At 53.8% G+C, this 26,971-nt stretch carries 28 protein-coding genes; 7 read left to right on the forward strand and 21 right to left on the reverse strand.

From position 1 onward, the window contains the following. The 5 genes from G3M78_07260 to G3M78_07280 all read right to left on the reverse strand — a co-directional run bounded on the left by G3M78_07260 (nucleotide 1) and on the right by G3M78_07280 (nucleotide 5,728). Nucleotides 1–999 (reverse strand): glycosyltransferase family 9 protein, encoded by a 999-nt coding sequence (locus tag G3M78_07260; GenBank protein QPJ65196.1) that lies wholly within the window; start codon nucleotides 997–999, stop codon nucleotides 1–3. Between the two features lie 30 nt (nucleotides 1,000–1,029). Further along, the gene (locus tag G3M78_07265) at nucleotides 1,030–2,025 is read right to left on the reverse strand and encodes a radical SAM protein (GenBank protein QPJ65197.1); all 996 of its coding nucleotides are present in this window, start codon (nucleotides 2,023–2,025) and stop codon (nucleotides 1,030–1,032) included. Next, nucleotides 2,022–2,924, reverse strand: a complete 903-nt coding sequence (locus G3M78_07270; GenBank protein QPJ65198.1) for a glycosyltransferase family 9 protein — start codon at nucleotides 2,922–2,924, stop codon at nucleotides 2,022–2,024. Before G3M78_07270 ends, G3M78_07265 begins: the two co-directional genes overlap by 4 nt. Nucleotides 2,925–2,999: 75 nt before the next feature. Next, complete coding sequence (locus G3M78_07275) at nucleotides 3,000–4,781, reverse strand: hypothetical protein (GenBank protein ID QPJ65199.1); 1,782 nt, start codon at nucleotides 4,779–4,781, stop codon at nucleotides 3,000–3,002. After that, nucleotides 4,778–5,728, reverse strand: coding sequence for a class I SAM-dependent methyltransferase (locus G3M78_07280; protein QPJ65200.1), 951 nt, complete (start codon nucleotides 5,726–5,728; stop codon nucleotides 4,778–4,780). The genes G3M78_07275 and G3M78_07280 overlap by 4 nt, the downstream gene beginning before the upstream one ends. 140 nt (nucleotides 5,729–5,868) lie before the next feature. Here G3M78_07280 and G3M78_07285 point away from each other — a divergent pair, with 140 nt between their 5' ends. Both G3M78_07285 and G3M78_07290 read left to right on the forward strand, forming a co-directional pair. Then, on the forward strand, nucleotides 5,869–6,996 hold the full coding sequence (locus G3M78_07285; protein ID QPJ65201.1) for a glycosyltransferase family 4 protein: 1,128 nt from the start codon (nucleotides 5,869–5,871) through the stop codon (nucleotides 6,994–6,996). A gap of 64 nt (nucleotides 6,997–7,060) precedes the next feature. Further along, nucleotides 7,061–8,194 carry a glycosyltransferase family 4 protein gene (locus G3M78_07290; GenBank protein QPJ65202.1) on the forward strand — a complete coding sequence of 378 codons (1,134 nt, stop codon included), beginning with the start codon at nucleotides 7,061–7,063 and terminating at the stop codon, nucleotides 8,192–8,194. Nucleotides 8,195–8,305: 111 nt separating this feature from the next. On the opposite strand, the gene G3M78_07295 is transcribed toward G3M78_07290, so the two are convergent. Together G3M78_07295 and G3M78_07300 are read right to left on the reverse strand one after the other, a co-directional pair. After that, on the reverse strand, nucleotides 8,306–8,524 hold the full coding sequence (locus G3M78_07295) for a hypothetical protein (protein ID QPJ65203.1): 219 nt from the start codon (nucleotides 8,522–8,524) through the stop codon (nucleotides 8,306–8,308). 360 nt (nucleotides 8,525–8,884) lie between these two features. Then, nucleotides 8,885–9,115, reverse strand: a complete 231-nt coding sequence (locus G3M78_07300; protein QPJ65204.1) for a CDGSH iron-sulfur domain-containing protein — start codon at nucleotides 9,113–9,115, stop codon at nucleotides 8,885–8,887. A gap of 140 nt (nucleotides 9,116–9,255) precedes the next feature. Here G3M78_07300 and G3M78_07305 point away from each other — a divergent pair, with 140 nt between their 5' ends. From G3M78_07305 to G3M78_07315, 3 genes are read left to right on the forward strand one after another with little or no spacing between them, the layout of a single operon-like run. After that, on the forward strand, nucleotides 9,256–10,626 hold the full coding sequence (locus G3M78_07305; GenBank protein ID QPJ65205.1) for a TIGR01777 family protein: 1,371 nt from the start codon (nucleotides 9,256–9,258) through the stop codon (nucleotides 10,624–10,626). 55 nt (nucleotides 10,627–10,681) lie between these two features. Continuing rightward, the gene (locus G3M78_07310) at nucleotides 10,682–12,184 is read left to right on the forward strand and encodes an MBOAT family protein (protein QPJ65206.1); all 1,503 of its coding nucleotides are present in this window, start codon (nucleotides 10,682–10,684) and stop codon (nucleotides 12,182–12,184) included. Between the two features lie 5 nt (nucleotides 12,185–12,189). Beyond that, entirely contained in the window at nucleotides 12,190–13,461 is a 1,272-nt protein-coding gene (locus G3M78_07315; protein ID QPJ65207.1) for a hypothetical protein, read from the forward strand. Here the strand turns inward: G3M78_07315 and G3M78_07320 are convergent. The 12 genes from G3M78_07320 to G3M78_07375 form a co-directional block, all read right to left on the reverse strand. Then, nucleotides 13,449–13,634 (reverse strand): hypothetical protein, encoded by a 186-nt coding sequence (locus G3M78_07320; protein QPJ65208.1) that lies wholly within the window; start codon nucleotides 13,632–13,634, stop codon nucleotides 13,449–13,451. The two genes, G3M78_07315 and G3M78_07320, sit on opposite strands and share 13 nt — an antisense overlap. Before the next feature lie 37 nt (nucleotides 13,635–13,671). Next, nucleotides 13,672–14,793: an SGNH/GDSL hydrolase family protein gene (locus G3M78_07325; protein ID QPJ65209.1), complete on the reverse strand. Its 1,122-nt coding sequence runs from the start codon at nucleotides 14,791–14,793 to the stop codon at nucleotides 13,672–13,674. Further along, nucleotides 14,780–14,932 carry a hypothetical protein gene (locus tag G3M78_07330; GenBank protein ID QPJ65210.1) on the reverse strand — a complete coding sequence of 51 codons (153 nt, stop codon included), beginning with the start codon at nucleotides 14,930–14,932 and terminating at the stop codon, nucleotides 14,780–14,782. Before G3M78_07330 ends, G3M78_07325 begins: the two co-directional genes overlap by 14 nt. Further along, the gene (locus G3M78_07335; protein ID QPJ65211.1) at nucleotides 14,929–16,128 is read right to left on the reverse strand and encodes a hypothetical protein; all 1,200 of its coding nucleotides are present in this window, start codon (nucleotides 16,126–16,128) and stop codon (nucleotides 14,929–14,931) included. Before G3M78_07335 ends, G3M78_07330 begins: the two co-directional genes overlap by 4 nt. Nucleotides 16,129–16,174: 46 nt before the next feature. Next, nucleotides 16,175–16,432, reverse strand: a complete 258-nt coding sequence (locus tag G3M78_07340; GenBank protein ID QPJ65212.1) for an acyl carrier protein — start codon at nucleotides 16,430–16,432, stop codon at nucleotides 16,175–16,177. Continuing rightward, entirely contained in the window at nucleotides 16,429–18,315 is a 1,887-nt protein-coding gene (locus G3M78_07345; protein ID QPJ65213.1) for an HAD-IIIC family phosphatase, read from the reverse strand. Before G3M78_07345 ends, G3M78_07340 begins: the two co-directional genes overlap by 4 nt. Before the next feature lie 8 nt (nucleotides 18,316–18,323). After that, nucleotides 18,324–19,235: a class I SAM-dependent methyltransferase gene (locus G3M78_07350; GenBank protein QPJ65214.1), complete on the reverse strand. Its 912-nt coding sequence runs from the start codon at nucleotides 19,233–19,235 to the stop codon at nucleotides 18,324–18,326. Between the two features lie 156 nt (nucleotides 19,236–19,391). After that, the gene (locus tag G3M78_07355) at nucleotides 19,392–20,405 is read right to left on the reverse strand and encodes a glycosyltransferase family 2 protein (protein QPJ65215.1); all 1,014 of its coding nucleotides are present in this window, start codon (nucleotides 20,403–20,405) and stop codon (nucleotides 19,392–19,394) included. 12 nt (nucleotides 20,406–20,417) lie between these two features. After that, nucleotides 20,418–21,488: a glycosyltransferase family 4 protein gene (locus G3M78_07360; GenBank protein QPJ65216.1), complete on the reverse strand. Its 1,071-nt coding sequence runs from the start codon at nucleotides 21,486–21,488 to the stop codon at nucleotides 20,418–20,420. 54 nt (nucleotides 21,489–21,542) lie between these two features. Then, nucleotides 21,543–22,346 carry a 2OG-Fe(II) oxygenase gene (locus tag G3M78_07365; protein QPJ65217.1) on the reverse strand — a complete coding sequence of 268 codons (804 nt, stop codon included), beginning with the start codon at nucleotides 22,344–22,346 and terminating at the stop codon, nucleotides 21,543–21,545. A 118-nt stretch (nucleotides 22,347–22,464) separates the two neighbouring features. Further along, nucleotides 22,465–22,869, reverse strand: coding sequence for a hypothetical protein (locus G3M78_07370; protein ID QPJ65218.1), 405 nt, complete (start codon nucleotides 22,867–22,869; stop codon nucleotides 22,465–22,467). Then, nucleotides 22,866–23,759, reverse strand: a complete 894-nt coding sequence (locus G3M78_07375) for an NAD(P)-dependent oxidoreductase (protein ID QPJ65219.1) — start codon at nucleotides 23,757–23,759, stop codon at nucleotides 22,866–22,868. Before G3M78_07375 ends, G3M78_07370 begins: the two co-directional genes overlap by 4 nt. A gap of 184 nt (nucleotides 23,760–23,943) precedes the next feature. Here G3M78_07375 and G3M78_07380 point away from each other — a divergent pair, with 184 nt between their 5' ends. Then, entirely contained in the window at nucleotides 23,944–25,053 is a 1,110-nt protein-coding gene (locus G3M78_07380) for a carotenoid 1,2-hydratase (GenBank protein QPJ65220.1), read from the forward strand. A gap of 5 nt (nucleotides 25,054–25,058) precedes the next feature. Here the strand turns inward: G3M78_07380 and G3M78_07385 are convergent, their stop codons facing one another. Further along, nucleotides 25,059–25,826 carry a hypothetical protein gene (locus G3M78_07385; protein ID QPJ65221.1) on the reverse strand — a complete coding sequence of 256 codons (768 nt, stop codon included), beginning with the start codon at nucleotides 25,824–25,826 and terminating at the stop codon, nucleotides 25,059–25,061. Between the two features lie 23 nt (nucleotides 25,827–25,849). Further along, entirely contained in the window at nucleotides 25,850–26,323 is a 474-nt protein-coding gene (locus tag G3M78_07390) for a gamma-glutamylcyclotransferase (protein ID QPJ65222.1), read from the reverse strand. 262 nt (nucleotides 26,324–26,585) lie between these two features. Here G3M78_07390 and trxA point away from each other — a divergent pair, with 262 nt between their 5' ends. Beyond that, nucleotides 26,586–26,918, forward strand: a complete 333-nt coding sequence (gene trxA, locus G3M78_07395; GenBank protein QPJ65223.1) for a thioredoxin — start codon at nucleotides 26,586–26,588, stop codon at nucleotides 26,916–26,918. Nucleotides 26,919–26,971 lie beyond the last annotated feature (53 nt).

Here is a 26,971-nt window from a genome sequence, read left to right on the forward strand (position 1 = left end):
TTATCCGAGTCGAAACAATTTTTGAAGTTCTTCCCACACGACCTCGACGCTGATCGGATCGAAATAATTGAAATCGACATTTTGACTGCGGTCGCTCAGAGGGGTTCCCTGTGAACTCGCGCGGATGACGGAGCAGAGCGATGGGTCGATCTGGTAGGGGCCGGATTCTTCCGGACGGGTGGGGCCGAACAGGGCCAGCGTCGGGGTTTTCAACGCCAGCCCCAAATGCATTGGACCGGTGTCTGTCGTCACCAGCCCGATTGCGCGCTCAATCAGCGCGGCGTTGGCGCGAATGGGGCGGTCGCAGACTCCCGCCACTTTATCGCCTTTGAACTGTCTCAGCGCCTGATCGATCATGGGTTTTTCTTCCGGGCCGCCGCCAAGGAGAACCGAGCAGGGCGTGTGCCGAAGTATTTTTCCTGTGAGTTGCAGGCAACGTTCGACCGGCCAGCGTTTGTGCGGGAGCGATGCGCCAAGGTTCAGGTAAATACTGCGATCCCGATCCAGACCGTTCCTGGTCAGAAACAACCGGGCTTCTTCTTTTTCCTCTTCGCTGAGGACCAGTTCCATTTGCGAACCGTCGGGTTCCGCGCCGATCTGTTTGATCAATTCCAGACGGCGCTGAATGCCGTGCACTCGCGCGTCAAACCGCAAAATGGAGATGCTGGGGAGCCAGTCGAATTCCTGATGTGCCAGAAAGGATGAACATCTGAGTAAGGGGAGCATGCGCCGGAAATCTTTATTGACGTGGAACAGGAGCGCGTGATCGTAAGCGCGGCCCGACAGCCGAGCCGCCGTCACAAGTTGCCGACCCCATTGCGGATGATAACTCAGAACCGAGGCGAGGTGCGGGTTGTGATCGAACAGCGAGGTCCACTGCGGAAGGGCCAGCAGATCGATAGAGGTTTCCGGGAAACTTTTTTTAAGAGCGCGTAGGGCGGGACTGCCCCAGAGCGAGTCGCCCATGCCGGTGGAACTGACGACGAGAATTCGTTTCATACGAGGATTCGTTGAAGGATCGGAACGATCTCAGGGAGTGTAATATCCGTTTTCCTTGCAGGTGTGGCAAATGGTTTTCATGTCATTGGGTTGATCCAGCAGTTCCTTGCGGGCCGCAATGTATTTGGGGCCGTTCCAGATATCTTCAAACTCCTGTTCGAACACATTGCCCATGCTGTATTGCTTTTCGGTCATCACGCAACCGCAGGGGAAGACGTCGCCGTTCCAGTTGACAAAGGTTTCCATCCAGGGGCGTTTGCAGAAGGTGATGGGATTTTTCCGTTCTTTCTTCTCAAGGTCGTAGGGGTTGTAGTCCGGCGATTGCGGAATCCACTCTTTGTCTTTTTCGACGTTGTCTTCGACCTTGCCGAGAATATCGTCTTTGAGATTCGTGCGCATGATGCTGAAGGTCAGTTCGACGCCGATCTCTGCGGCGATTTGCCGGGCCATATCCATTTCGTGTTCGTTCTGCTTCATGACCAGAAAGTTCCAGACGATCTTGATCGACGAATTATTTTTCCGTTTTGCGGCGACCAGTTTGCGCATATTGCCGAAGACCGCGTCGATCTGTCCTCCGACCCGGTACTTCTCATAAACTTCCTGAGTCGCGCCATCGACGGAGACGATGATCTTGTCCAGTCCTGATACGGACAATTTTTCGATTTGCTCGTCGCTGATATTGTTGAAATGAGAGCTGGTGATGGTGCGGATTTTGTTCTCGTTCGCCGTGTAGCTGACCATGTCCACGACGGACTTGTTGAGGAACGGCTCGCCCCAGCTATAGAGGTTGACGGATTGCAACCACTTGCCGAGTTTGTCGACGACCTTTTTATATTCTTCCAGCTTCATGGTTCCGCGGTCGACAGACTCGTCGCCCAACCCGGTCGGGCAAAGAGGACATTTTAAATTGCAATGATTGGTTGGGTCGAGATTGAGCATCTTGGGCATGGACGACAATCGGGAAATCCCAAGACGGTACGAAAGTTTTATTTTGAGCCGGTTGAACCGGCGGCGTAAGTCAATCATGAGTCTATCAGTTGTTGAACTTTGTTAAATACTTCTTCGACGGTAATTGACTCGGGCGGACTGAACGGTTCGTGAGCAACCACCACCGCGCGGGGCGATAGCGGCCCGCTGCACTCAACGGGGAATCCAATGTGTATCGAGAGCATTTTAATGTCAAAGCAGGACGCAATGTGGGTCAACCCATTATCCAGACCGATAAACAAACTGGATCGCCGGATGATCGCGGCGCTCGGCCGCAAGGGAAAACCTTTAGCGGATATTGTACCATTGAATGGGTGTGGATTCTCTTCTGAAACGAAATTCAGGAATTTTACCTTCTTGTGTGCATGAATTTTTTCGATGAGCTGGTCGAAACGCTCCGGCGGCCACTCCTTCATCTCTTTCTTGGATCGGGTTTCCGGAGAAAGGACGATCAGGTAATCGTCGTCTTCAATTCCTTTGGATTGTAGAAATTCTCGCGCTCTTTCCTCATCGCGCCTGTTCAAATACATTTCGGGTTGTCTGCGCTCGAGTTGAACGCCGCATTTCTCCTGATAGATATCCACAAGGTGTTTGCCTTCTTTCCACCATTCGCGCGATGCATTGTCCAGCAGTAACACCCAGTCGTGTTTTTCGTATTGCTCGCGCTCCATATTGCGACGCTCGCGCGATTTCCAGACATTGTAGAAGAAGGGGCTTTCGTAAGAGTCGATGCCGGGATGCCCCAGGATGACGTCTTTAAAGAAACTGTTGCCGACGCCAAAGCGGATGGTCGCGTCGGGAAACTTTTTTTTCAGAGCCGTGACGGAAGGCGCCGCACAGACCAGATCGCCAACGCCGCCGATCAGGCCGATGAAGATGGACTTAGGGTTTTCTGGCGGCTTGCGACTGCCGAACAGGGATTTGAAAAAGTTGAGCATGTAGCGGAATGGGATTCGAAGGGCTGACGTTGAACATCCTGGCGGCTTGAAGCGCGGCGCATCGTTACGACTGCGCTATTCTAACATGGTCCTGCATTTATGGAACACTTCTTCGGCGGTAAAATCCATGCAAATGCGGTCGTCGCAGGTCGTCAAACCGCATTCCCGGCAATCGACGTCCTTGTAAAAAACAAAGTGACGGTCGGCGGCTTCATCGTAGGGGCGAAAAATTTCGCGGATGGCCTGACTGAACAGGACAACGGCGGGTATGTCAAAGGCCGCGGCAACATGGCTGGGCGAAGAATCGTTGTCGACGACGAGGGCGGCGCAGTGAATGGCCGCCATCATCTGGCGAATGCTGGTCTGGTGCAGAATTTTCAAATGCGGCGAATACGCCAGAAGCGGATCGAGTCGAGGCCGTTCGGTCGGCGAACAAATGGCCAGGACCTGCGCGTCTTCCAGCGCGTCCAGACGCTGGATCAATTGCCCGAAACGATCCATGCCCCATTCGCGAATGGCGACGGCGGCGGTCGGGTGAACGACGATCAATTTTTTCTGCGGGTCCAATCCCATCGCCTGTAATTCGTTGCGAGCCCAGGCGATCTCTTCATCGCTCAAGTGAATTTCAGGTTTGATGCGCGTCGGTTCAACGCCCATCACGCGCAGGCAGTCGAGATCGCGTTGAGTCGATGAACGATAATGATCGGAAATCGGCGTCAGAGCGGTATAGTATTTGTTGCGGCCGATGTAGTGATTGTTGATCTTGTGCTCGACATCCAGCCCGTTCAGAATGTCCGAAGAAACGCGCCCGCCATGGGTGTTGACGACAAGGTCAAAGCCTTCCGCATTCAACTGCTCGATCATTTTCCTGATCTCTTCCTGAGAGGCGGTCTTTGAAATCCCATAGATGCGTTCGATGTCCGGGTGATTTTCGAAGACGGGGCTGGAGTAATCGTAAGTCAGCACAGACTGGGAAAGCTGGGGAAACGCCGCTTTGAGATTACCGAACAGCGGGCTCAGTAAAATATTGTCGCCAATATCGCGGAGTTTGATGATCAGTATCTTCTTCGCGTTCGGCAAGGAACGGCGCAGGCTTTCGCCGCCGCGAATATACTGTTCATGATATCGCAGAAAGCCCAGAGCCGTTCGCAAGGCTTCTGTCAGGGTCCAGACGGCTCCTTCAAACCCTTCCTTGTAAGATTTTTGCGTGAGCAGGGAGTTTCCGAGCGAGCGCAGGGTCGCGGAAACGCCTTCGCAGACGAGGTTTTTCGAGGTTTGTTTAGAATTTGATGAATGCCATTCATCGGCAAAGCTCTGCGCGCGGTTCAGCGTGTTATGAATCGCCGTCTCCAGCGTCGCGTCGCCATAATGAATCAATTCGCCTTCAAAAGCATGCTCTTCGATGTCGGGGAATAGCGCATTTTCTCCGGCGGGTTGAAAACATAAGGTCGAAGGCGGCTCCGATGGAGACTGCAAGGGGCGCTTGAGACGTTTTTGCAAATACACGCTTGTGTGCGGGAGACGATAGCGGGCCGAGCGGGATGGCTTGCTTGTCATCGCCTGCAGAATGCTTTTGCGTAATTGTCCGGTGACGATTTCATTGGAACGGATCAACAGCGTCCACGATGTAGCCGAAGCTTCCAGGCCTGCCTGCCAGAGTCGGCTGGCTGAAGGCGACGCGGATGTCTGGTAACGCGCTCCCTGACTCTCCGCGCATTTCTGTAAGCCGGCATCCTCTGTGGGAGAAACGACGGTGATCGAGTCGATCCATCGCAGGCTATCGAGGCATTGTTGCAGGCGCTGGCCTGTATCGACGACGGCGATGATCGCCGATAATTCTGTATGCTGGGAGGTCATGATTCCAGCGACCTTGTTTTGCGCGCTATCATCAACAGATTGAATCCGTAACCGGCCCAGTCGAGAATCGGATCGAGATAGGTCAGCGGATTGAAGAAATTTTTCAGGTCACGTTTCATGGCGAAGCCGATACGGCCCGGCAGGTCGGCGGGCTTTTCAATTTTTTCAAAGCTGAGCGATTCCTGGGGAATGAGAAGTCCCTTTTTGGTCTTGTTGGTTTTTGCGTAAACGACTTTAAATCCGGCTTGATTCAACAGGCGTTCTAGCGTTGCGCGCGAGAAGAAATGAATGTGTTGCGTTGGGCCATAACCGGTCCAGCGTGATTTTAGATACACGCTGTTCTTCACGTTCGGCGTCCACAAAACAACCAGCCCCTGCATTTTCAAAAGCGCGTTGACCTGGCGAAGGTAATCGAGCGGGTGCGGGATATGTTCGATCAGGTCCCAGAGCGTTACGACGTCGAAAGAAGCCGGGGGCAGGTTGGCGTCTTCCAGAAAGGCGCATCGCACCCGGTCGAAGTTCAGGCGTTCTTTCGCGAGTTGTTCGTATTCCGGGAGAATGTCGAGGCCCTGCGTTTCCCAACCGCTTTGTTGCGCATGGCGGATAAAAAATCCGGCGCCACAACCCAGGTCGAGCAAGGAGCCTTTTTTGCCCAGCGTTCTTTCTATCAGGTCGAGACGCGACCGGTAAATTTTTTCGTAGGAAGCGGCGCGGCGCTGGCGCTCTTCAAAATATTCCAGATAATAGGGGGAGTTCGTTCCGGCGCCGTCCATTTCCGAGCGATGAATCGTTTTTAAATCCGATGCGTCGGGTAGGGGATTGACGGACTCCAGGGCGCAATTCTGGCATTGCCAGATATTGGCGTCGCTTCTTTCGCAGACCAGATTGAACTGGAGCGATCCGCAACACTCGCAGGGTTTCAGATTGTGGACCAGCGTTTCCGACATGAATTTTGGATGCGTTGGATGAGACGGCGTTGGGAGGGTTTTCGGCTGAAAACCCGAATATCGACACGATACTCCGGATATGCTAGATTAATTTTCGACTTCGATCAACCATCATTCCGCTATCATTAAGGTTTCCAGGTTTGAACTTTCCTCATATTTTGCATTCAGAAGCCGCCGTGGGCTGGGGCGGTCAGGAAATCCGGGTGTTTCAGGAAACGCAGTTGCTGTTGGAAAAAGGCTGTCGCGTGGACATCGTGTGCCGCAAGAATTCGCCGCTGGCAAAGCGTTGCGAATCCCTGTCCGATCCCGGATTTCATTATTTCTCTCGGGCTATGGATAAAGCCTTCAACCCTTCGGCTTTGGCGGGCGTTTACCGTCTGCTGAAAAAGTTGAAGCCCGATATCGTGCACACGCACAGCTCGATTGATAGCTGGCAGTTTTCCATCGCGGCGCGTTTGCTGGGCATCCCTGTCGTCAGGAGTCGGCATGTCTCGCTCCCGATTCGCGATTTTTTTCCTAATAACTGGCTTTACTCCAAGGCGCCGGATCATATCATCACCAGCGGCGAGGCGATTTCGGATTTGGTCCGCCGCGTCAAGGGCGTTCGTCCGGAAAACGTGTCTTCGGTTTCCGCAGGGGTGGATTTGAAGCGCTTTGATTTTCATTTGTCGGGCGGTTGTGTTCGACAGGAATTGGGCTTGCAGGCGGGGCAACCGCTCATCGGCAAGGTCGGCGTCATTCGCGGCTGGAAGGGGCACGATCATTTTCTGGAAGCGATCCCTTTGATCCAAAAACAGATTCCCAATGCGCGTTTCGTCATGGCGGGCGACGGGCCGGGCTTCGATGAGATCAAGCGAAAAACCGAGTCACGCGGGCTGGGCGCGGTCGCAACAATGTTGGGGCATCGCGAAGACGTTCCTGAAATCATGGCGGCCTGCGAAGTTCTGGTTCTGGCCTCCACTTCGGGAGAAGGCACGCCGCAGGTGATCCCGCAGGCCTTCGCCATGAAAACTCCGATGGTGGCTTCGCGGATTGGTTCGACGGAGTCGCTGCTGGGCGATGGCGAACGCGGTATTCTGGTCGCTCCGGGCAAGGCGGACGAAATCGCCGAAGGCGTCTGCCGCTTGATCGCTCAACCCGGTCTGGCTGAAGAATTGGCGGCGAAGGCCTATCAATATTGCCTGCGCGAATTGACTGCGGAAAAAATGATTCTCGATACCTTGCAGGTTTATAACAAAGTTCTCGACTCCCGGTCGGCGTTGCCTTAACGCGCATCCGCAAACCCGCGGAACCGTTTGAGTCGTTGCTACTCTTCTTTCCAGTGAAGCGTTCATGAAAATTGCGGTGATTCGGCAAAAATTTGTCAACTATGGCGGGGCGGAGAGCTTTGTCGCACAGTACGCGGACGTGATGGCCAATCAGGGTCATGAGATTCACATCTTCGCCAATCAATGGACCGAATCGAAACACCCCCAAATCCATATCCATCCGGTTCCTGCTCTGAAAATCAATTCATTCATTCGCTCGCTGTCTTTCGCCTGGTTTGCCGGACGCGAGGTGGCGAAGGGGTCATACGACATTGTGCAGAGTCACGAACGTATTTTTCATCAGGATATTTATCGCGCCGGGGACGGGTGTCATCGCCAGTGGCTGGAAATACGCAAAAAAAACCTGTCGCCCTGGAAACGCTGGAGCCTGCGCTTCAATTTGTTTCACCGTTTCATTTTAAGTCGCGAGCGGGCGATTTTCGAAACGGAGGCCTGCAAGAAAGTCATCGCGATTTCGCAAATGGTCAAGCGCGATATCGAAAGTTTTTACAAGGTTCCTGAGAATAAAATTGAAGTGATCTATAACGGCGTCGATCTGGAACGTTTCCATCCGCAGAATCGCTGGGGGGCTGGGAAAGCGGTTCGCCAAAAGCTGGGTTTGCGCGAGGACGAGGTCGCGATCCTGCACGTGGGTTCGGGATTCGAGCGCAAGGGAACCGGGGCCATTTTACAGGCGACCGAGGCTTTAAATGAATTCCCGTGGCGATTGGTTTTGTTAGGCAAGGCGGACTGGCCGCGTCGTTTAGCTGGATTGCCGGCGTCGATTCGAGATCGAATCATCGCTTTGGACCCGGTCGACGATGTTGAAAATTATTACGCCGCGGCCGATATATTCATCCTTCCTTCGCTTTATGAACCCTTTGGCAACGCCAATCTGGAAGCGCTGGCGACGGGCCTGCCGACGGTGGTCGGTAAAAATTGCGGCGCGGCTGAGGTTATTGATCATCGAATCAATGGTTTACGGCTGGAGCAGGTTGATGATTCCGATGAAATCGCCTGCGCGTTGAACTATTTGTCTGATAAATCGATTCGACGAGAAATGGGTCAAAAGGCCCGGGTTTTGGCTGAAACCTTCACCGGGCGGCGCAATGCGGATGAGATGATACGGGTTTATGAAGGTTTATTGAGTAAAAAATAAAACAAGCGAGGTTATTCCAGATGCCGGGGGCGCTTTTCAGGCAAAAAAAATGGCGCCAGACAAACAAGGAATCGCGGTTCCCTGTTTGACCGGCGCCGTTCGCGCCCGATCCTAGGAGGAGTAGGAGAGCGTGCTGTCCATATGCGTCGGGTATTCCAGGTCCAGTTTCTGCTTCATCCATCGAGGGATTTGCGGTCGTCCGTTGCTCACGAGGGAAATGCCGTTTTCGGATTTCTGGAAACTTTCCCAATATTGCTCGCTGAGGCTCTTGCTGGGGATGATTTGTTTGGTTTTACCGTTGGCTTTGAGAATTTTTACAGGATGAAACATGGTCCACCTCCGAATGTTTATTTAATTTTTAGTTTGGCCGCCAACTCGCTGTGCTTTGTTCATCGTCAGCAATTTTTGTTAGCGTTGAACCCCTTGCTCTATGTTTACAATTATAGGAATTCAATGTTTCGGATCGGTGAAGAAAAAGTAACAGTTGTGTTACAAAAATGACCAGATATTCTCAGGCAAACAAAGCGATAAATTATTATAACTATATGAAATATAGCGCTTTATTTTGATTTTGACGCGTGCGGGAGTTTGTTGCAGGACTTGGGGAAAGCGGATTTTAAGGGCTTGAGATCAAGAATACGGTCATTGAAATTTTTTTTTCAATGACCGTAATCATGTATTTTAAGGCGATCAGGCTTTAGAATGGGTACCGTCGCAAAGCGGCGAGTTGGCGGTTTTCCCACAGTCGCAAATGACCAGGCGTTTGGCTTCGGTCACTTCGTATGCGGCTGGAGATTTGCCCGTGTTCATGCGCGAATGCGCGCCGTCACAGTAGGGTTTATTTGCAGACTCGCCGCAGGTACAATAACGTTTGGTTCCGGGCGTTTCCTGAACAATATGGGGGCCATTTTCATAAGGCATGAAAGAATCCTTTCGTATCTGGGTTGTTAAACATTAGTTAAGTTACGGATATTTTCCGCAATATCAATGCTTAATCTCTTTACTAAAGGAAATACTTCGCTCCATTCGGAAGAATGGGCCGATCTGTATGGGCTAAGGCTATGAATCTATTACTGACAGGGGCGACCGGTCTCATCGGTTCGCTTCTTGTTCAAAAATTACTTGAACGAGGCGAGCGAGTTACCGTATTAACGCGCGATGCGTCCAGGGCGGGCGCAACTTTGCCAGCGAAATGCCGGGTGATGGAATGGGATCCCCTGGCGGGACCAGCTACGCTCGATCTGGACGAAGAGTACGACGCCGTGGTACATCTGGCTGGCGAGTCCGTCGCTGGCGGACGCTGGTCGGCTTCTTTCAAAAACAAAATATATCAATCGCGAATTTTGTCCACTCGCTTACTCGTTGAAGCGTTGAAACGCGCGGAGCGTAAACCTTCCGTATTTGTTTGCGCTTCCGCCGTTGGTATTTATGGAAATCGTGGAGATGAAACGCTTGCGGAATCGTCTTCCCTGGGGAGCGGTTTTTTAGCCGAGGTCTGCCGGGAATGGGAGTATGAAGCGGCGGCGGTGGAAGCGTTGGACATTCGGCGGGTGTCCTTGCGCGTCGGTCTGGTTCTGGATTTTGAGGCGCCCGCGTTCGAAAAAATGTCCTTGCCCTTCAAGTGGGCATTGGGAGGAAGCATCGGTGGCGGACAGCAATGGATGAGCTGGATTAATTTACAAGATGTCGTGAAGTTGATCCTGCATTCGATCGATCATACGGAATTGCAGGGCGCCGTCAACGCGACTTCGCCCAACCCGGTTCGCAATGAAGAGTTTTCCCAGATGCTGGGAATCAGTTGCAAACGCCCGGTCTTTCTTGAAATCCCCGGCATCGCCTTGCGCGTTCTCATGGGACAAAGCGCCGATCTGGTCCTGACCAGTCAGCGCGCATCGGCGGAGAAAGCGCTGGCCTCGGGTTTCGAGTTCGACTATCCCGACATTCGGTCTGCATTGAAGGAGGTTTGTTCGCGGCGTCGGCACGGCTTCGTCCGGGAACAACGGGTGAATCGACCGATTGAAGAAGTGTTTGATTTTTTCTCGCGCGCAGAAAATCTTGAACGGATCACGCCTAAGGAACTCAATTTTAAAATCCTGCGCACCTCAACGCCCGGTATCGAAAAAGGCACGATTCTGGATTATCGACTGAGTCTGCACGGGATTCCATTTCACTGGAGTTCGCACATCGATCAGTTCAACCCGCCCAGCGGATTTTCAGACGAACAGATGCGCGGCCCTTACGCCTATTGGCGTCATGAACATGAGTTTGAGGTCGACGGCGATAGCACGATCGTTCGGGATAAGGTGCAATATGAAATGCCGCTGGGTCTGCTGGGAGAAACGTTCGGATTGTATTTCGTCCGCAAGGATCTTGATCGCATCTTCGCTTACCGGCGCAGTCAAATCGAAGCCTTGCTGAACGCCCCGTCATGACGGCTCGCATGGCATTGCGCGCGTACCCGATTGATTAACTCACCGACTTATTGAAATGTCGTTTGCCTCCTACCCATTCCTCCTTTGCTTGCTTCCTCTGACCTGGGCCGGATTTTATTTGTTGAGGAAACGCGCTTCTGGCCGTCTTTCGATTTCCCTGCTGATTCTGGCGTCTCTCATATTTTACGGATTGGACCGTCCCTGGGGACTGGCCGCGCTTGTGTTCTCGCTACTGGTGAATTACGCGTTCGCTTCCCGGCTGGCGCGGGAGGACGACGCTTCAGCTTCCCGCCCTCTCCTTCTGACAGGAGCTTTGGTGAATGTCTTCCTGCTGGTCGTGCTGAAATGGGGAGCGCAGGTTGATGCGATACCGCTGGACGGTTGGGAGTTTCTGGAAAACTTCGGTTTGCCTCTGGCCTTTTCATTTTTTGTATTCCAGCAGATTGCCTTCTTGACGGAAGTGGCGCGCAAGGAATCTTCGCTTCCGGATTTTTTGAACTATTGCCTTTATATGTTGTTTCTTCCGCAATTGCTGGCGGGACCGGTGACGCGTCCGAAAGAAATGATGTGGCAGTACGAATCCCAAGAGTTTTTTCGTGTTCGCTGGGATCATGTGTCCGCAGGGCTGGCGCTGTTTTCATTGGGATTTTTTAAAAAGACGGTTCTGGCGGATCCCGTGGGTCGCTTCGCCGATTCCGCCTTCAATGCCGCGGCCAGCGGCGCGACGCTCAACCTTGCGGAGGCCTGGAGCGGCGCGCTCGCTTTCAGTTTTCAGATTTATTTCGACCTCTCCGGTTACGCCGATATGGCGATGGGAGTCGCGTTGCTGTTTGGCATTGTTTTGCCCTGGAATTTTGACTCTCCCTACAAGGCGGGCAGTCTCATTGAATTCTGGCGTCGATGGCATATGACCCTGGCGCGCTGGTCGCGAGATCATCTCTATCTTCCCTTGAAAGGTGCTTCCAGAGATCTCATGCGCCAGGGTGTCTGCCTGTTCGTCGTGATGATTTTGACGGGGCTTTGGCATGGCGCCGGACTACATTTTGTTTTATGGGGAGGTTTGCACGGCCTGCTCCTTTGGGGTAACCACGCCTGGCGGCGCTTCGCGGGTCGCTCGGCGCAGAGAGTGGGCTGGGCGCGGAGACTGCTCAACACAGCCCTAACGTTCATAACGGTGACCTTTCTCTGGGTTTTGTTCCGCGCCGGAGACCTTCCCACGGCGATTTCGATGTACAAGTCGATGCTGGGCTTGCAGACGGAACTCTGGCAAGGCGCCAATCATGTGAAAATCAGCGAGGATCGTTTGTGGTTCCTGTTCTTCATCGTCTGGTTCCTGCCCAGTTCGCGGCAATGGATGCAACGCTTCGAAGCGCTTTCGAGCGGCGAGTTCGATACAAGGCAGGCGCATACTGAGAAAAGCCCTGGCTGGCTGGCGAAATTACAGAGCCGTATGGAATGGAAAGCGGATGAATGGTGGGCGGCGGCGGTGGCCCTGATTTTTCTCGTCGCTTTCCTGCAAATTTCGACGGGACGCCCCTTTATCTATTTTCAATTTTGAGCGGAATGAAAACTTCGATTAAATTCGTCATCGTTTTTTTCCTTTGCGTGGCGCAATCCTTCGCGGTCGTGGCTCTGGCGACCTGGTGGGTCAATCCCTATTCGCTCTATCGGGAGGTTGAAAGCGATCCGCAGGCTGCGGTCTGGTTGTCGAAACAATTGCGACTCGCCAAAGGATTTTATGCGCGCGCCCTGAAGCCGCAGGGAATCGCTCTGGGCGCGTCGACCTCGCAGTTGGCGATTGATGTGGACCATCCCGGATGGAACGCGGATGCCCAGCCGCGCTACAATCTTTCTTTTCCCGGCGCCTACATGTATGAGAATTTGCGTTATTACCAGCACGCCCGGGCATTGGCTCCGGTCAAACAAATTCTTCTGGGCCTGGATTTTGTCGCCTTCAATATATTCGCTCCCTTGAGCGATGATTATCGCGATGCGATGATCGCCGCTGATGCGAATGGAGCGCCGCGAAAAGACGATTTCCATGTCAACGCCGTCGCGCTGGTATCGCTCGACGCGGTGACGGCGAGTCAGAAAAAAGCTCTGGCGGGTAAGCGCGGAACGCATTATTCAAACGGCAGAGAAATTCCCGAAGAGACGGAAGAACGTCGCTGGCGCAGCGCCATGCTGGGCTCGGCGACGGGCTTCATCACCCGACTGCTCCTGCCGCCTCCAGCGCATCGTTTTTGTCTGGAAGATGCAAACGGCGACAACCCGAATTTCGAATATTTGGAAACTCTCTTGAAAACCGCGCAGGCGGACGGAGCGGACCTGCGTCTCTACATTCAACCTGCGCACGCGACCTTATTGGAAGCGCTCGCCGAGCTTGGCTATCTTGAGACCTACATGGATTGGGAGCGTAAACTGACCGCGCTCGTCGAGCGAGTGAACGCCAGCGCGTCTGATTCCACACCGATCCCCTTATGGGATTTCAGCGCTTACAGCGCTTTCACTGCGGAAACCTTGCCGCAGGACGAGGCGACCCCGATGCAGTGGTATTGGGACGTGGGTCATTACAAGAAAGAACTGGGCGACCGGGTGCAGGATCGCGTGTTTGGCTATGTGTCGCCAGAACGTCCGGGTCTGGAATCGTTTGGCGCGAGGTTGACCGGAGCGACGATTGAGTCGCATTTGGCGTCATTGCTTGATAAGCAAAAGCGTTATCGGAAGGCCAACGCAACCGATCTGGAGGAGTTGAAAGCGCGAATTAAAGATATCGAGCAAAACCTTCCCGCCTTCGACTGCAAGGCCTTGAACGCGAAAAATCAGCCCAGATAATTGAAGCTGGATTCAGGGTTGAGAGCGCCGAGAACGAGAACGAGGATCGTCAGAACCACGATCATGATGAGCGGAATGAGTAGAACTTTTTTATATTCTTTTACAAAACCTGCGATTTTATCCATGTCGACGGTGTTGGTTACTTTAGGTTGCCGGTAGAACAAAGCGAACAAGGTTGCGACCCTGCGAGCGCTCCATTCGCGTGAATTTTCAATTGAGAATATCTGAAAGCGCCTGTTGTCGCAACTGGAAAGGATCGACGGGCGGGTCTTGCAGGGCGGCAACGCTTTGCGCCAGCGCCTTGGCGACTTTTTCCTGTCCGGTATCCGTGAGGTGCGCCTTGTCGAAAAAATTGATGTTCGCTCCGCTTTCATTTTCGAACAAAGTGGACAGGTCGAGAAACTCGGCGTCATTCTTTTGAGCGACGCTTTGGAACAGCTTGCGGATTTTAGGATAATAGCCGTAAATTTTTTCAATCTCCTCTTTTTCGACGGCGCTGTCGTTGGCGAATCCGCTGAGCGGTTGCAGGGCCAGAATGACCCTGCGATCCGGCGGCGCGGCGAGTTTGCAGATCGCTTCCAGATTGTGATACTGGAAGTCGAAAGCGAAGCGTTCCTCCGCCTCCTCTTCTTTTCCGCTCCACAATCCCCATGCCAGTTGGCCGCCCTTGGATTCGTAGGCGAGGTGGTAGCTGTCGGCGTATCCTTCCAGAAGAATGACGATGTCCGGCTCCAGGTGCCAGGCGATGGAACTCAAACTGAACAGGTCCATGAAACTGGTGAAGCCGCCTTGCGCCAGGTTGAAGACTTCGTAGCGTTCTGAATCCAGATGTTGATTCAGCACAGCGGCGATGGATTGTTCGTCGCCTGTGGCGCCGTAGCCGAAAGCCACCGAACCGCCAAGCAGGATGATATTTTTAATGCCATTGGATTTGTTGGCGCGGGCCTTTTCAGCCATCGCGCGCAGGCTCAGCTTCGAACGCATGCCGAAATCGTTGGTGGAGACGAACTGCCCCTTCACATTGGGCGTGAAGGATTTGTAGGCGACCCAGCCGCCGAGGTCGCGTTTGTGATTCATGGTGATGATGCGTTCCATCTCCTTGACGAAGCGTTCCTGATCGAGATTTTTGAAATGCGGATCGCGTTCGACTTTTGCTATCAGCTTCTGATGATGCTCCGCCATGATATTTTTTGAGTTGAACCATTGCGCCAGTCCCAGCGAGCCGGGAGAGGATTCCATGAAATGCTGGATGACGGCGTAGGCGAAGACGACGCAGAGGACGATGACGATGTTGACTGCCTTGTTTCCCTTGTTTGGCTTAGAATCCGGCATAGATGAATTCCCCTGCGGATTGCGAGATCATGGCGGCAACGAGGATCAGCTTGACGAGGATCCAGCACAACAGACCCGTCGTTTGCCAGAGCGAGAGCGGCGGTTTGACTTTGAAGAAGAAAAAACGAAACTCGTTCATGATGTGAAGACCTCCTCGCCGACGAAGTAGGCGCTTACCGCGAGCGCAAAGAATACATAGATTGGGCCGATGCATTGCAAAGCCAGAGAGAGGCCGGGAGAACGGTTCCAGCCGCGCCGAAACGCCAGGGACTGAATCTGTTTTTCAATCGCCATCAAAATGCCCATGCCCGCTCCCCATAAAAACCAGGCTGGACTGAGGCGGTGCCATAAGCCGACAAATCCGAAGGACAGGATTAAGGTGAAGACGCTGACCGCGCCTGCGCGTTTCACGCCCGCCCAGCGCACCAGATTCAACTGCATGGGGGTGAACAGATTGCGGCGCACGAATTGTCCCATGGACATATGCCAGCGCGTCCAGAATTCGGTGACGGTCGGAGAGAGAAAGGGCGCGGAAAAATTTTCCGGCGTCGGCACATTGTACAACAACCCCAGCCCGCGAGCGATTCTGGAGTAACCGGCGAAATCAAAGAAAACGTAAACGACGAGAAAGGAGGCGTCGCTCCAACTGGAGACAGTGAAAGCTCCGTCCATTCCAAAATAATAGATGCGCATTCCCTCGGCGATCACAAATTTATAAAACAGGCCGGTGGTGATGGCGTTGAGGATCAACAGCACGGAATCTTCCGTCGGCGTTTCCGGTTGCGGGTCTGCGTCCATTGCCTGATGCTCTTCGTAGCTGTTGACGGGGCCGGACAAGAGCATGTGAAAGGGAATCAGGTAGCCGGTCAACGAGATCGGGTCCATCAAGGCTTGTTTCTTCCAGCACACGCAATGGATGGCGTCCAGACAACGAACGAATACGTAGGAAAATGACAGCGTAGCGAGAAAGGGCAGGAGCAGGTCGGGCCGCGCCCAGGGCGCGCTTTCATTCAATTGACCCAGGAAACCGGAGTTTTCCAGATTCAATTTATGCAGAATGAAGAAAAAAGTCAGCAGGCCGATGATCGAGAATCCGCACAGAGTCCGCGTTCGACCTTCCGTCGGGGACAGGGAGGAGAAGGCGCGCAGTAAGCCCCAGAACAAGGTGATGATAGCCATCGCGCCGAGGGCCGGGAGCCAGCCCAGAAGAGCGCCGAGCGCCAGCAGGTTGACGACGCCGAAACGCAGGGTCGGGCGGATTTTAACGTTGATAGAAAGCGCGAGATAAACGGCGACGGCGACGATCCAGAACGTAGGGTTGATGAAAATTGCCACGGTTGTTTGTGCGGGAACGCCGCTTGGCCCAGAGGCGGGGAATGGATTAGCCCGATAATTTGGAGGCCAGCAGGGCTTTCAGATTTCCGACGTTTTGCAAACCGCCGACTTCGTCGTTGGAGAATCGGATATTGAATTCTTCTTCAATATTAATGATCAGGTTCACATGGTTGAACGAGTCCCAGCCGGGGACGTCTTTTGCGGTCAGGTCGTCGCTCAGATTCAGATCGGGGGAGTTGAAGAGAACGCGAAAAATCCCCGTCAGTTTTTCAAGTTGGTCGTTTGCTAGTTCGTTTTGGCTCATAATTCCTTGATGGTAGTGAAATGTTTGGGCGGCGTCGCATCCGCCGCTTGCGGATCGTATAACCAGATTTCCGTTTCGCTGTCGTCGCCGCCTGTTTTTGAAAATCCCAGGCTGGAATAGAGCGACTTGACCAGCCCGTTTTTCTCGGTGGGTCTGAACTCGCCCCGGACTCGCCTTCCTTCAGCCTTTCCTAATATAAACGAAAAAATCGCCTGTTCAACCGTTCGATTCAATACCCGGCAACTCATCAGCCAGCTTTCGATGGTCATGAGGCATTCATCCGAAATCAAATTGACGACGGCGATGATTCCCTGAGAACCGAAAGAATCTTCATAAGAGACGGCGTACATCGCGGCGCCGTCATCCATCATGCGCTTCAGATCATTTTCCCGGTGACGCCGGGTGGTCAGATTGAACTGATTGGTTTTCTGAAATAATTGTCCGACCCGATCCATGATGCCGTCGTTGACGGGAACGAAAGTCAGGGTCACTTGAATGGCGCTTAAAAATTCTTCGATGTTGGCAAAGGACGCTTTGAATTCGCGTTGTTCCTTGAGGCGGACCGCGCGTTCGCCGCGTTGCAAGTCTTCATCCGACAGGGAGATGGCGTTGAACAAGCGGGATTGAGAGAGCCGCTCCAGCGTTCCCTGCGCGTCGGGACCGGCCCAAAGCACGTCAATATAAGGGTGCATGGACATCACCTGAGCGATTTCGTACAGGCTGTCGTCCATAAATACCATGAATTCTGGCCCGAAACCAAGCTCTTTTGAAATTTGCGAAATGCCGTCGCTCTTCGGGTTCCAGCCCAATTGGGTGGAGGCGAAATCGTTGAGGACGAGCGGCAGGTCCTTGTTGTCGTCGAAGATGCTTTTTACGGCGGGATCGTTCCGGCTCATGCCTGCGAGCAGAACGCCCAGGGCTGGCAAGGCCTTGAGGTATTCCTGGATCATGTAATAACCGAGCGCGTCGGGAGAGTCTTGACCGCAGACCACGCCAAAGCTTCCCAATTCCGCGACCTCTCCTCCCCACAAGGTGTTGTCCCAGTCGCTCACCAGGGCGCGATGCGTTTTGCCGCAAACATGGGCGATGCCGGAAGCCAGCTCGCGCGCGGCGGCGAGAGCGCCCTGCATTTCGTAAGCCATGCGCGCGCGCAAATAATTGGAGCGCCCCATGCTCTGGCGTCCGCCTGAACTGAACATTGCGCCTGCGAGATCGACGACGCGAACGCGGCGGGAACTGAGGCGCGTCAGCCCTTCGTTGAAACGCGAGACCGCCAGGTTCCAGCCCATCAATTCGTCGCGCGCCACCATGCCGCCGGGCAGGGCGTAGGCGGGGCCGGGAAGATTGCCGATCAGGATGTCGGCGTCGCTATGCGTTTCCAAAGCCTGAACGAGACTGGACAAGGCGTTTTGGGCCTGCTCCAGATCGCTTTGATGCGATAGAGAAGAAGAGCCGGTGTAGCGTTTGAGCCAGCGCTCTGAAAAAAACAGCAGGGCGATGTCGGGCTTGTTTTCGTAGAGCGGCGACTTCGGGTCGAGAACGCTTTGCTCGATGGAATCGAAACCGGGAAGATAAGTTTCGACTTGAACGCCTTGAGCCGCGGCGAAGAGCGAGATCATCGGGCCGAAATGGTCGGCGGTGAAATCCGTAATGAGCGCCGCTTTCTTGCGAACGGCGTTGGGTTTGAGTTCAGGTTTGCCCCAGCCGGACCAGATATTGAACAGGCGCTGATAGCTCATGAAAGTGTGGCCCGGTTGCAAAATCGCCAGTCGCAACATGGCGGCGGATGCGGGGCTGACCGGTTCTTTCGCCGCTTGTTCAAGAATTTGCAGGGCCTGGCTCAGCTTGCCGGTGAACAGTTCGCGTAAAAAATCATTGAGCATGAATTTGTCTACCAGATGTCGTTGTGTTTTTTTTGCAGAACGACCGCCATCGAGCGCGGCAGAAACTGTTGCGAGCGCGGGTGCGTGTCGGGAGCGGCGGAATGCATGGCGACGGCGCGGAACCCGGCGCGTTCCACCATTTGCAAAATTTCGGATTCTTTTTTGAACTCGGCGATATGGTCCGCTTCGGCGGCGGTCAGGGCGGCGGTCACGAATGCCCAGGCTCCGGGTTTCAGGTTGCGGGCGAGATTGTCGAACAGGCGTTGCGGTCCTTCGAGGTGTTCGAGAAGGAAGCAGGACACGCCGGCGTCGTACAAGCTCTCATCCTGGTGCTCCAGGGCGTCGGCGACGGAAAACCTGACCTGGCTTGAGGCTTTCGCGGTTTCCGCCATGGCGGAAGCGATGCCCACCGAATGGCGGCTGATGTCAATGCCCTGCGAGATCCAGCCTTTTTTATCCTGCAAGGTCAATAAACTCCAGACGCCGGAGCCGGAACCGAGATCGAGCAGTCTCCCTTCCTTTCCCTGTAGTTTGGGGAGAAAGGCGCTCCTGAAAAATTCATAGATTTCGAGGTGGTGTTCCCAGGCGAAGGTGGTGACAAAAACGCCCCAGTGGTAGCGGTCCATGAACTCGGGATTGTCGTAGACCGTCTTGTAGACTTCGTCGTAGCTTTTATTCGGGTAATGTCCGCGCCGTTCGTATTCCATCTGCGAGCGGTTGACGTCCATCAAAAAATGCATGTAGCCTGCCGATAGCGTTTCTTCCCAGCCATCGCCCAGTTTTTGCGAGGCCCAGCCCAGCAATGTTTCTCCCAAAGCGTCGAAGGTGTCGGGGTGTCTGCGACGGGCTTTTTCGATCGCGGGGTAATAGACCTGGCAACGGTCGGAGAAATGTTCTAAAAAACGGTCGATCAGTTTCAAAATTCTATCCTGAATTATTGTAGCGGGTATCGGCGAAACATCGGCGCGGGAACGGGGCGACGGGTCGAGCGTTGCGGTTTGTCGCCGCCCTCAAAATTGCGAAAGCATTTTAGTATAAATTTGCAGGCAAGTCACATAAATGATGCCTTGGAGAACTTAGAGGTAACGGCGAATCCATAGCCAGTAGGCCTTCAGCAGGGGATTGAGAAAAAAATCAAGCGCCAGACTTTGCACGCCGCTGATTTGCAGATCGCTGGAAAACAGTCGGGCGATTTCCCGGTCGGCGACGGCGCGGCGGGATTGCAGGCGTCGCCGCTTCACAAGGATGCGGGGGAGCAGATCGAGCAGGTCGCCGTAGCTTTTGAGTTTGAGAAAAAACCATCCGTGCATTAGCGAGTGCGCCCATTGAGCCAACTCGACGAGCAGGAGGGGCGGCGCGAGGAGGACCAGAGACTTCAATTCCAGATATTTCAGGAGCAGGTGCAGGCGGTTTTTCTCCGAATGATAGTATTTCATCTTGCCCTTGTTGAAATGGTAGCGATGATGAAAGACCGCGCGCGGGTTTGTCAGCAGGCGCCATCCTGCAAGACGGATGCGCCAGGACAGGTCGTGGTCCTCGTGGTAGAGGAAGAGGTCTTCGTCGAAGCCGCCCAGCTCTTCATATACTTCCCGCCTCATCATGAAAATACCGCCGCAGGCCACCTCTTCAGGCGCAAGGTCGTCGCAATCCGGTTCGTCGAGCATACGCGGGTAGGCGATGCCGGTGCAGTGGATGTTAACGCCGAGCGAGTTGATGGCGTTTTGTTTTTGCGAATACAGGATTTTGGGGATCACCGCTCCGATGCCGGGAACGCTTTCCAGCGCGTCGACGAGGATGGCGAAACTGTCCGGCGCGAATTCCAGATCGTTGTTGAGGAAAATCAGGTAATCGCCGCTGGCTCGTTCAAAACCGCGATTGACGGCGGTCCCGAATCCGAGATTGTCCGGGTTTTCGATCAGGAAGGTTTCGTGAAACTGTTCCTTCACCATCGCTTGTGAGCCGTCGCTGGAAGCGTTGTCGCTGACGATGATTTCGATGTCGCCATGCGTTTGTTGTTGCAGGGAGCGGATGCACCGGGCCAGCGTCTCTTTATCGTTCCAGTTGACGATGACGGCTGAAATGCGTTTCATCGTTCGATTCGCTCAGCGCTTGTTTTTGAACAGTTCGAGAAGCTCATTGCAATTGGTATCCCAGTTCATGGACAGGATTTTTTTTTGTCCCCTTTCGGCGAGCGCGAATAGAAGCTGTTCGTCGCGCAGGAGGGATAAAAGATTTTGCGACAAGGCGGAGGCGTCTTTGGGCGGCGAGACCAGAGCGGTTTCGCCGTCGATGGCGTAATCCCGGCATCCCCCGGTGTCGGTGGTGACGAGCGCGGAACCGCAGGCCATCGCTTCCATCGGCGGCATGCCCAGTCCCTCGTGCCAGCTTGGGCAAAGGTAAATGTCGGAAGAGGCGTAGATGTCGCGTAGTTTTTCCTTGGTGGGGCGGTAATGGTATTCGAAATCGAATCCGGCCTTGCGGAATAGCGGAGCGGGGTCTGCCAGTTTTTCGCCGAACACGACAAGGTTTACCGTTTCGCCCGCCGCGCGTGTTTGCTGTATTGCGGCGATGCCGTCGTCGAAGCCTTTCCAGTCGTAATCATGATGGAGCATGCAGACGCGACGTGGCGAGTTCCATATTTTTTCAGCAGGATAAAACACTTCGCTGTTGACGGGGGTGACGAGAACATGGGCGGACTGCCCGTATTGGTCGCGCAGAAGGTCGCCCAGCCAGGTCGAGATGACAATCTTCTGGAAGGGCAATTGATAAGTCTGCTCCGCCGTTTTCTGGTCGCGCATCCACAGGCTTTCATGATGCTGAATGAAATAGAATTTTCGCCCGGCCTTTTCCGGTAAGGTCGCGGCAAATTCCGCCGTTTGCCATGCGGTTGCGACAAAGACGTCGGCGTCGGGAATGAGCGCGGCGTCCTTGCGCGGCAAAATTTCGATGGGTAAAGAATTTTCCATCCAGTCGACGCTGGAGGCGGGTTTGATCGTCCCGTCGTCAAAATAGGTTTTGATTTTTTTGAGAGGTCGGCTCCATTTGACGCGCGGCGGCATGACGAACCAGCGCACCTCGCAGCCCTTGCGCTGGAGTCGATTGGCGTATTCGAACAAGGCGCGGTTGCCGCCGCTGATGCGCGCGTATTGGTTGACCAGAAAGGTGATTTTCATTACGTTACCAAAAGAGATTTGTATTCGCCCTGTCGGCGAAAGGGAAAGACAAGGTCAACCGCCCAGTTTTTTAGACCACTTTCGGAAAAATTTTTGAACCTTGATTTGAACGGGACTTTCCGCCTGCTCGCCGGGTCGTTCGCGAAACAGGGTCGAATGCCGGTTCTCATCCGGCGCTTGTTCGAGTCCGTTGCTGTAATAATACAGCGCCAGCGACTTGCGGCTCCGGTCCTCCGGGCATTGCAAGGGGTCCGGGTGACCGTGATAAGAGCTTTCGGTGGTCGAAAATAAAACGGCGCGATTGAAGACAGGCAGATAGCGTTTTTCACAACGCGCCATGTCGGGACTCCACAATTCGATGTGGCCGCCGTATTCTTCCTTCCAGTCCTTGTTGAGATAGAGCAGGAGGTTGAGTCGGCGGTCCAGTCCAAAGCGTTCGTGCTTGTTGAAATCGACATGCACGCCAAGTTTGCCGCCGCGATAGATATTGTGTTGTCCGCCGCCGCGCAGGCTTGGGTCGGCGATCAGATTCTGGATTCCGGTCAGTTGTTCGAGGAAGCTTAGAAAGGTGGCGGAATTCAGGGTGTAGAGCACGTGGCGCGTTAAGGCGCTCATGTGGTTTTCGTTTTCGTTGGCTTGTTTTTTCTGCCTGGAATCATAATACTCTTTCCACGGGATTGCGTTCTCGCCGGGGAATTCGCTCAATAATTGTTCAGCAATGTCTTCATCCAGAAAATCGTCGATAGCGATGTGCGGGAAAGGAGTCGCCTGCGCGTAGGTTTGGGCGGCTTGCGGAAGCAGGCCCAACAGTTTTTCCATCGGGACCAGCGCTTTGTCGAGTTTGAACGGGGAATTCATAGGGGCTTGCGTTCTGTATGCGTTTTCAACAGATGTATTAATAACTTAAAGAAAGCCCGGAAGCAAAATAAATGCCCGCGCGGTGTCAGAGCATGGGTTGAATCGTTGCGCGTTGGGTTTACTTTAAAATTTCCTGATAGAAGGTGTCGGGGTCTTCCGGGTCAAAGACTTCGTTGGAATACACGATCAGGGCCATGTCGGTGTCCCCCGTGTTTTTGATCGCATGCACCACGCCGGGCAGTATCTTCACGGTTTTGAGGTGGTCCGCGCCCATGACGACGCGCTCCTCTTCTCCCGTTTCCAGATCGTGCAGGAGCAGTTCGCCGACTCCGGTCGGCACGCAGAACCATTCGACCTTTCGGGTGTGATAGTGATTGCCGCGCACTTTTCCCGGATAGGCGACGGACACGTGAATCTGCCCGAAGGACGCGGGCGCTTCCAGATCGTCCGCGCCGAGCGCCTCGATCAACCAGCCGCGATGATCGGATTTTTTATCGAGATCACTGATTTTATATTTTTTCATTTCTTTTGCCGTTCGGAAAACCAGTCCAGAGTTTGGCGGATGCCCTCATTCAACGCGACCTTCGGCTTCCATTGGAAGCGTTTGCTGAATCGGGTGACGTCGCACCCGTAAGACAGTCCGCCAGACTTTTTCGTGTCGCGTTCGACACTCAGTCCGGGAACCTGCCGTTTGATTTGCGCCGCAATCTGATTCAGGGAAATCATCGTTCCGCTACCGACATTATAAATCCTTGCGCCGCGTTTTGCAGGAACTTTTCCGGCTTGAATCAGGGCGCGAATCGCATCGTCGATATAAAGGAAGTTTCTCGATTGCTCGCCGTCGCCATGAATACAGACCGCTTCGCCGCGAATTGCGCGGTCGCAGAAGGTGGCGATGGTCGAGTTGTAATCGGGGCGACAGCCGGGACCGTAGATGTTTGTGAAACGAAGGATCGTGTGATCCAACCCGGAGGCATGGAGAATGTCTTCTGCGGCTTTCTTGCAGACGCCGTAGAGCGTTTCGGGCCGCGTCGCCTGGGATTCGCGGATTTTGAAATTGTCGCCAGTGATTGCGTAGACCAGCGCCGAGGACATGAAAATGACGCGCGGTCGCGGCTCGGGTAGAGACTGGAGCGCTTCGACCAGATGGCTCATGTAGAGGACGTTGCCCTCGATGATTTCTTTCGAGCTTGCGCGATTGACGCCGCCCAGATGGTAAATCAAATCAAGATTCGTCGCGAATTTGCGCAGAACGGCGACTCCGGGAACGGATTTTCCATTTGCTCTGTTGAGGGGTGAAATCTCCCCAGATCGGCTCGCCCGTAGCGCGTTCGTTAAATGAGAGCCAATGAAGCCGGAGGCGCCGGTGACGCCAATGGCGGGAGTTGATTTTTGATCTGGGGTTTTGCGCATTATCACCAGGAGCTAGGAGGCTTTTCTCTAGGACTATTAATACGGACAGGGACTGAATTTGCAACGGATTTTTTTGTGCGTTCGGGCGGCAGAGCTTGCATCTTTCTTTCTCGTCCTTCCTTTGCTAGTCTTTGTCGAGTTTGAGATCAATCGCTCCGGAATTTTTTTAAAGGTCTTCATTGTTATGAAATTTATTTTATCCCTTGTCGCGAGCTTGTTCTGCGTTGCTGTCGCCACGGCTCAGGAGGCGACCCCGTTTCAGGAGGCGCGTCCGGGCTACGAGTATCAGTTTCCAAGAGATTTCGGATCGCACGACGCCTTTCGCGTTGAGTGGTGGTACTACACGGGTAATCTGAAGGCTGTGGAAGACGGCAGGGACTTTGGTTATCAACTGACTTTTTTTCGCGTTGGACTCGACCCGGAAGAAAAGATTCCCAATCCATCACGCTGGACGCCGCGGCAGATTTATTTTTCGCATTTTACCGTGACCGACGTTGCCGGAGAAAAATTCTATTTTTTTGAAAAAATCAATCGGGCGGGATTGGGCACGGCGGGAGCGGAGGCAGGGCGCATGCAGGTCTGGAACGACGACTGGACGCTGGAGGGCGACGCAAGCGAGCATCATTTCAAGGCCCGTCAGAACGGGGTCGGGCTGGAATTGAAACTGAAGCCTTCCAAACCCCTTGTGTTTCATGGCGCCGAAGGGATCAGCCGCAAGGGTGAGGAAGAAGGCAACGCCTCGCATTATTTTTCTTACACGCGCATGGCTAGCGAGGGCGTGTTGGAGTTGAACGGAAAGACTTATCGGGTTGAGGGCACGAGCTGGATGGACCGCGAATTTTCCAGCAATCAGTTGAACGACGCCCTCGAAGGCTGGGACTGGTTTTCGCTCAAACTGAATAACGATTACGAAGTCATGTTGTATCAGTTGCGCAAGAAAGGCGGCGGGGTCGACGCCTTTTCAAGCGGCACTTTGATTGCTCCCGACGGCTCATGGGAACATCTGCGACTCGAGCAGTTCACGGTCAAAGCGCGCGACCAATGGACCAGTCCGGAAACCGGAGCGGCGTATCCCTCTGGCTGGGAGATTGCGATTCCCGATCACAAGATTCAGTTGCGCGTTGAGCCGGACCTGCGGAAGCAGGAATTGTATCGTTTGCGTTCGATCGATTCTTCTTATTGGGAAGGAAGCGTTTCCGTACAAGGGCGGCAAGGCGGCGAGTCTGTCGACGGCAAGGGCTATGTGGAGCTGGTGGGCTACGAAAAACCGCTCAAACAGGAATTGCCTGAGTGATTTTTTCAATCCGGGACGATGATCGAAAGGCAGGTCAGGCCGCCGTCGGCCTTTTCAAATTCGCTCATCTCCAGTTCGACGATGCGTTGAAACAATCCGCTTTCACGAAGCAGGGCGTGTGTTTCAGGGAAGCCTGAGGGCATGAGGTAGGCGTCGCCAAGAGCAATTCCGTTCGCCGCGTAGGATTCCTCTTCGCACACTTCGAGCATTTTATAATCTTTAAATTGTTCTGTGTCCACACCTAGCGGGTCGACTAAGAGCGTGTTGTCCGCCAGGTAGGACGCGGCGCTTTTCAGGTGCAGTCCGCGCAAGACATCGACGCCGACGACAGTTTTATTTGTCAGGGCTTGCAGGGCGGGAATCGCTTCGGCGTTGCTTCGTTTCGATTGCCCAACGAAGATATGCCGATCGGTTGCCAGCGCATCGCCGCCATCCAGCCAGACCGTTTCGGGAGGAAACTTTACAGCGAGCAAGTCTTCCAATTGATTCAGCAAAGAAGGCGCTTCCGGTTGTCGGGTTGGCTCGCGCATCGGACAGGCCAGCGCAACGCCTTTGCAGACCACCGCGACATCCTCGACGAAGGGCTGATCCGGGCAGTCCTCGATATTGGGCGCCTGAACGATGCGTCCTCCTGCGTTCCGCAAGGCCTCGACATAAGCCTGATGCTGGCTCAGGGCCTTGGGAAAATCGATGGAATCTTTTTTCGCATGGCTGGAGATCGCGCGGGTGAATGCAGGCGTCGGTTGTCGGACGAACGCGGTGAACGTGCGCATGGCCTTCCCCTCTCAGAGCCTCGTCAGTCGATGGTTCTGGTTCCCATCAATCGGGAAAAATAAAGCATGCTCATGGTCTTCCGCGCTCCCCTCAGAATTTTCATTGTCGCCTTGTCGGGTTTCAAGCCCGCCTTGACCCGTTCGGGCTGGGCGAAATACACGATGCCGTTGACGGTGATGAAATCGTGCCGGTTGATGCGCATCACTTTGCGCGTGTATTCCTTTGGATATTCATAATACTCGTCCAGCTTGGGCACGTATTTTTCATCCATCTCGTATAAAATGCCCTCCATCATTCCGGCATTCGTGGGAGTCGGCTCGATGTTCACCACGCCCAGGCCTTCCGGCGCATTGGGGTCGGATGGAAGTTTGTTGAACACCACCCGATAGGCGGACAGGGTCACGTTTGTTTTGGAGTTGTATTCGAATCCCTGTTCTTTGAAATAGGTCTCGTTTACCATCTCTCCGTAAGCAAAAAAATTGATAAAATCGGGCATTTAATTCTCCAGTCAAGCCGTTGTTTTCGTCAGACTATCACTATGATTTCAGACGTAAACTAAAAGAGTTGTGGTCAGTAATCGGTTATGATAGCATGAAACGACCTTCCAATAACAGCGGCCTTCTGTTGATGCAATATTTTGAACTTGGTTGAGATATCCGGCATCTAATACAAACTGTTATTTTCTTCTGATGACTCCCCTTTCTGGCGAAACTGCCAATAAAGGGCCGTTTAATAATTAATTTTTAAGGAGTGGATTTATGGCAGCCGAGAATGTTGTCCCTGTAACTGACAGTGATTTTGGATCTTCCGTTTTGAACGGTGATAAACCCGCGATGGTCGATTTCTGGGCCGATTGGTGTCAGCCTTGCAAAATGCTGGCTCCCACGGTTGAGGAGCTTGCAGGCGAGTACGAAGGTAGCGTGATGGTGGGAAAAGTCAACGTTGACGACAACCCTTCAACGGCGACGACCTATGGCATTCGAGGGATTCCGACCTTGCTGTTTTTCAAGGGCGGTCAAGTGGTCCATCAACTGGTGGGCGTTAAATCCAAAGCGGAAATCAAAAAGGTGATCGACGAATACCTGGTTTGATCCGGATTGTGTTATCGGGCCGCCCAGCCAATTGTGGGGGCGGCCGGTTACGC

It is taken from the genome of Candidatus Nitrohelix vancouverensis (assembly GCA_015698305.1).
Taxonomy (GTDB): Bacteria; Nitrospinota; Nitrospinia; order Nitrospinales; family VA-1; genus Nitrohelix; species Nitrohelix vancouverensis.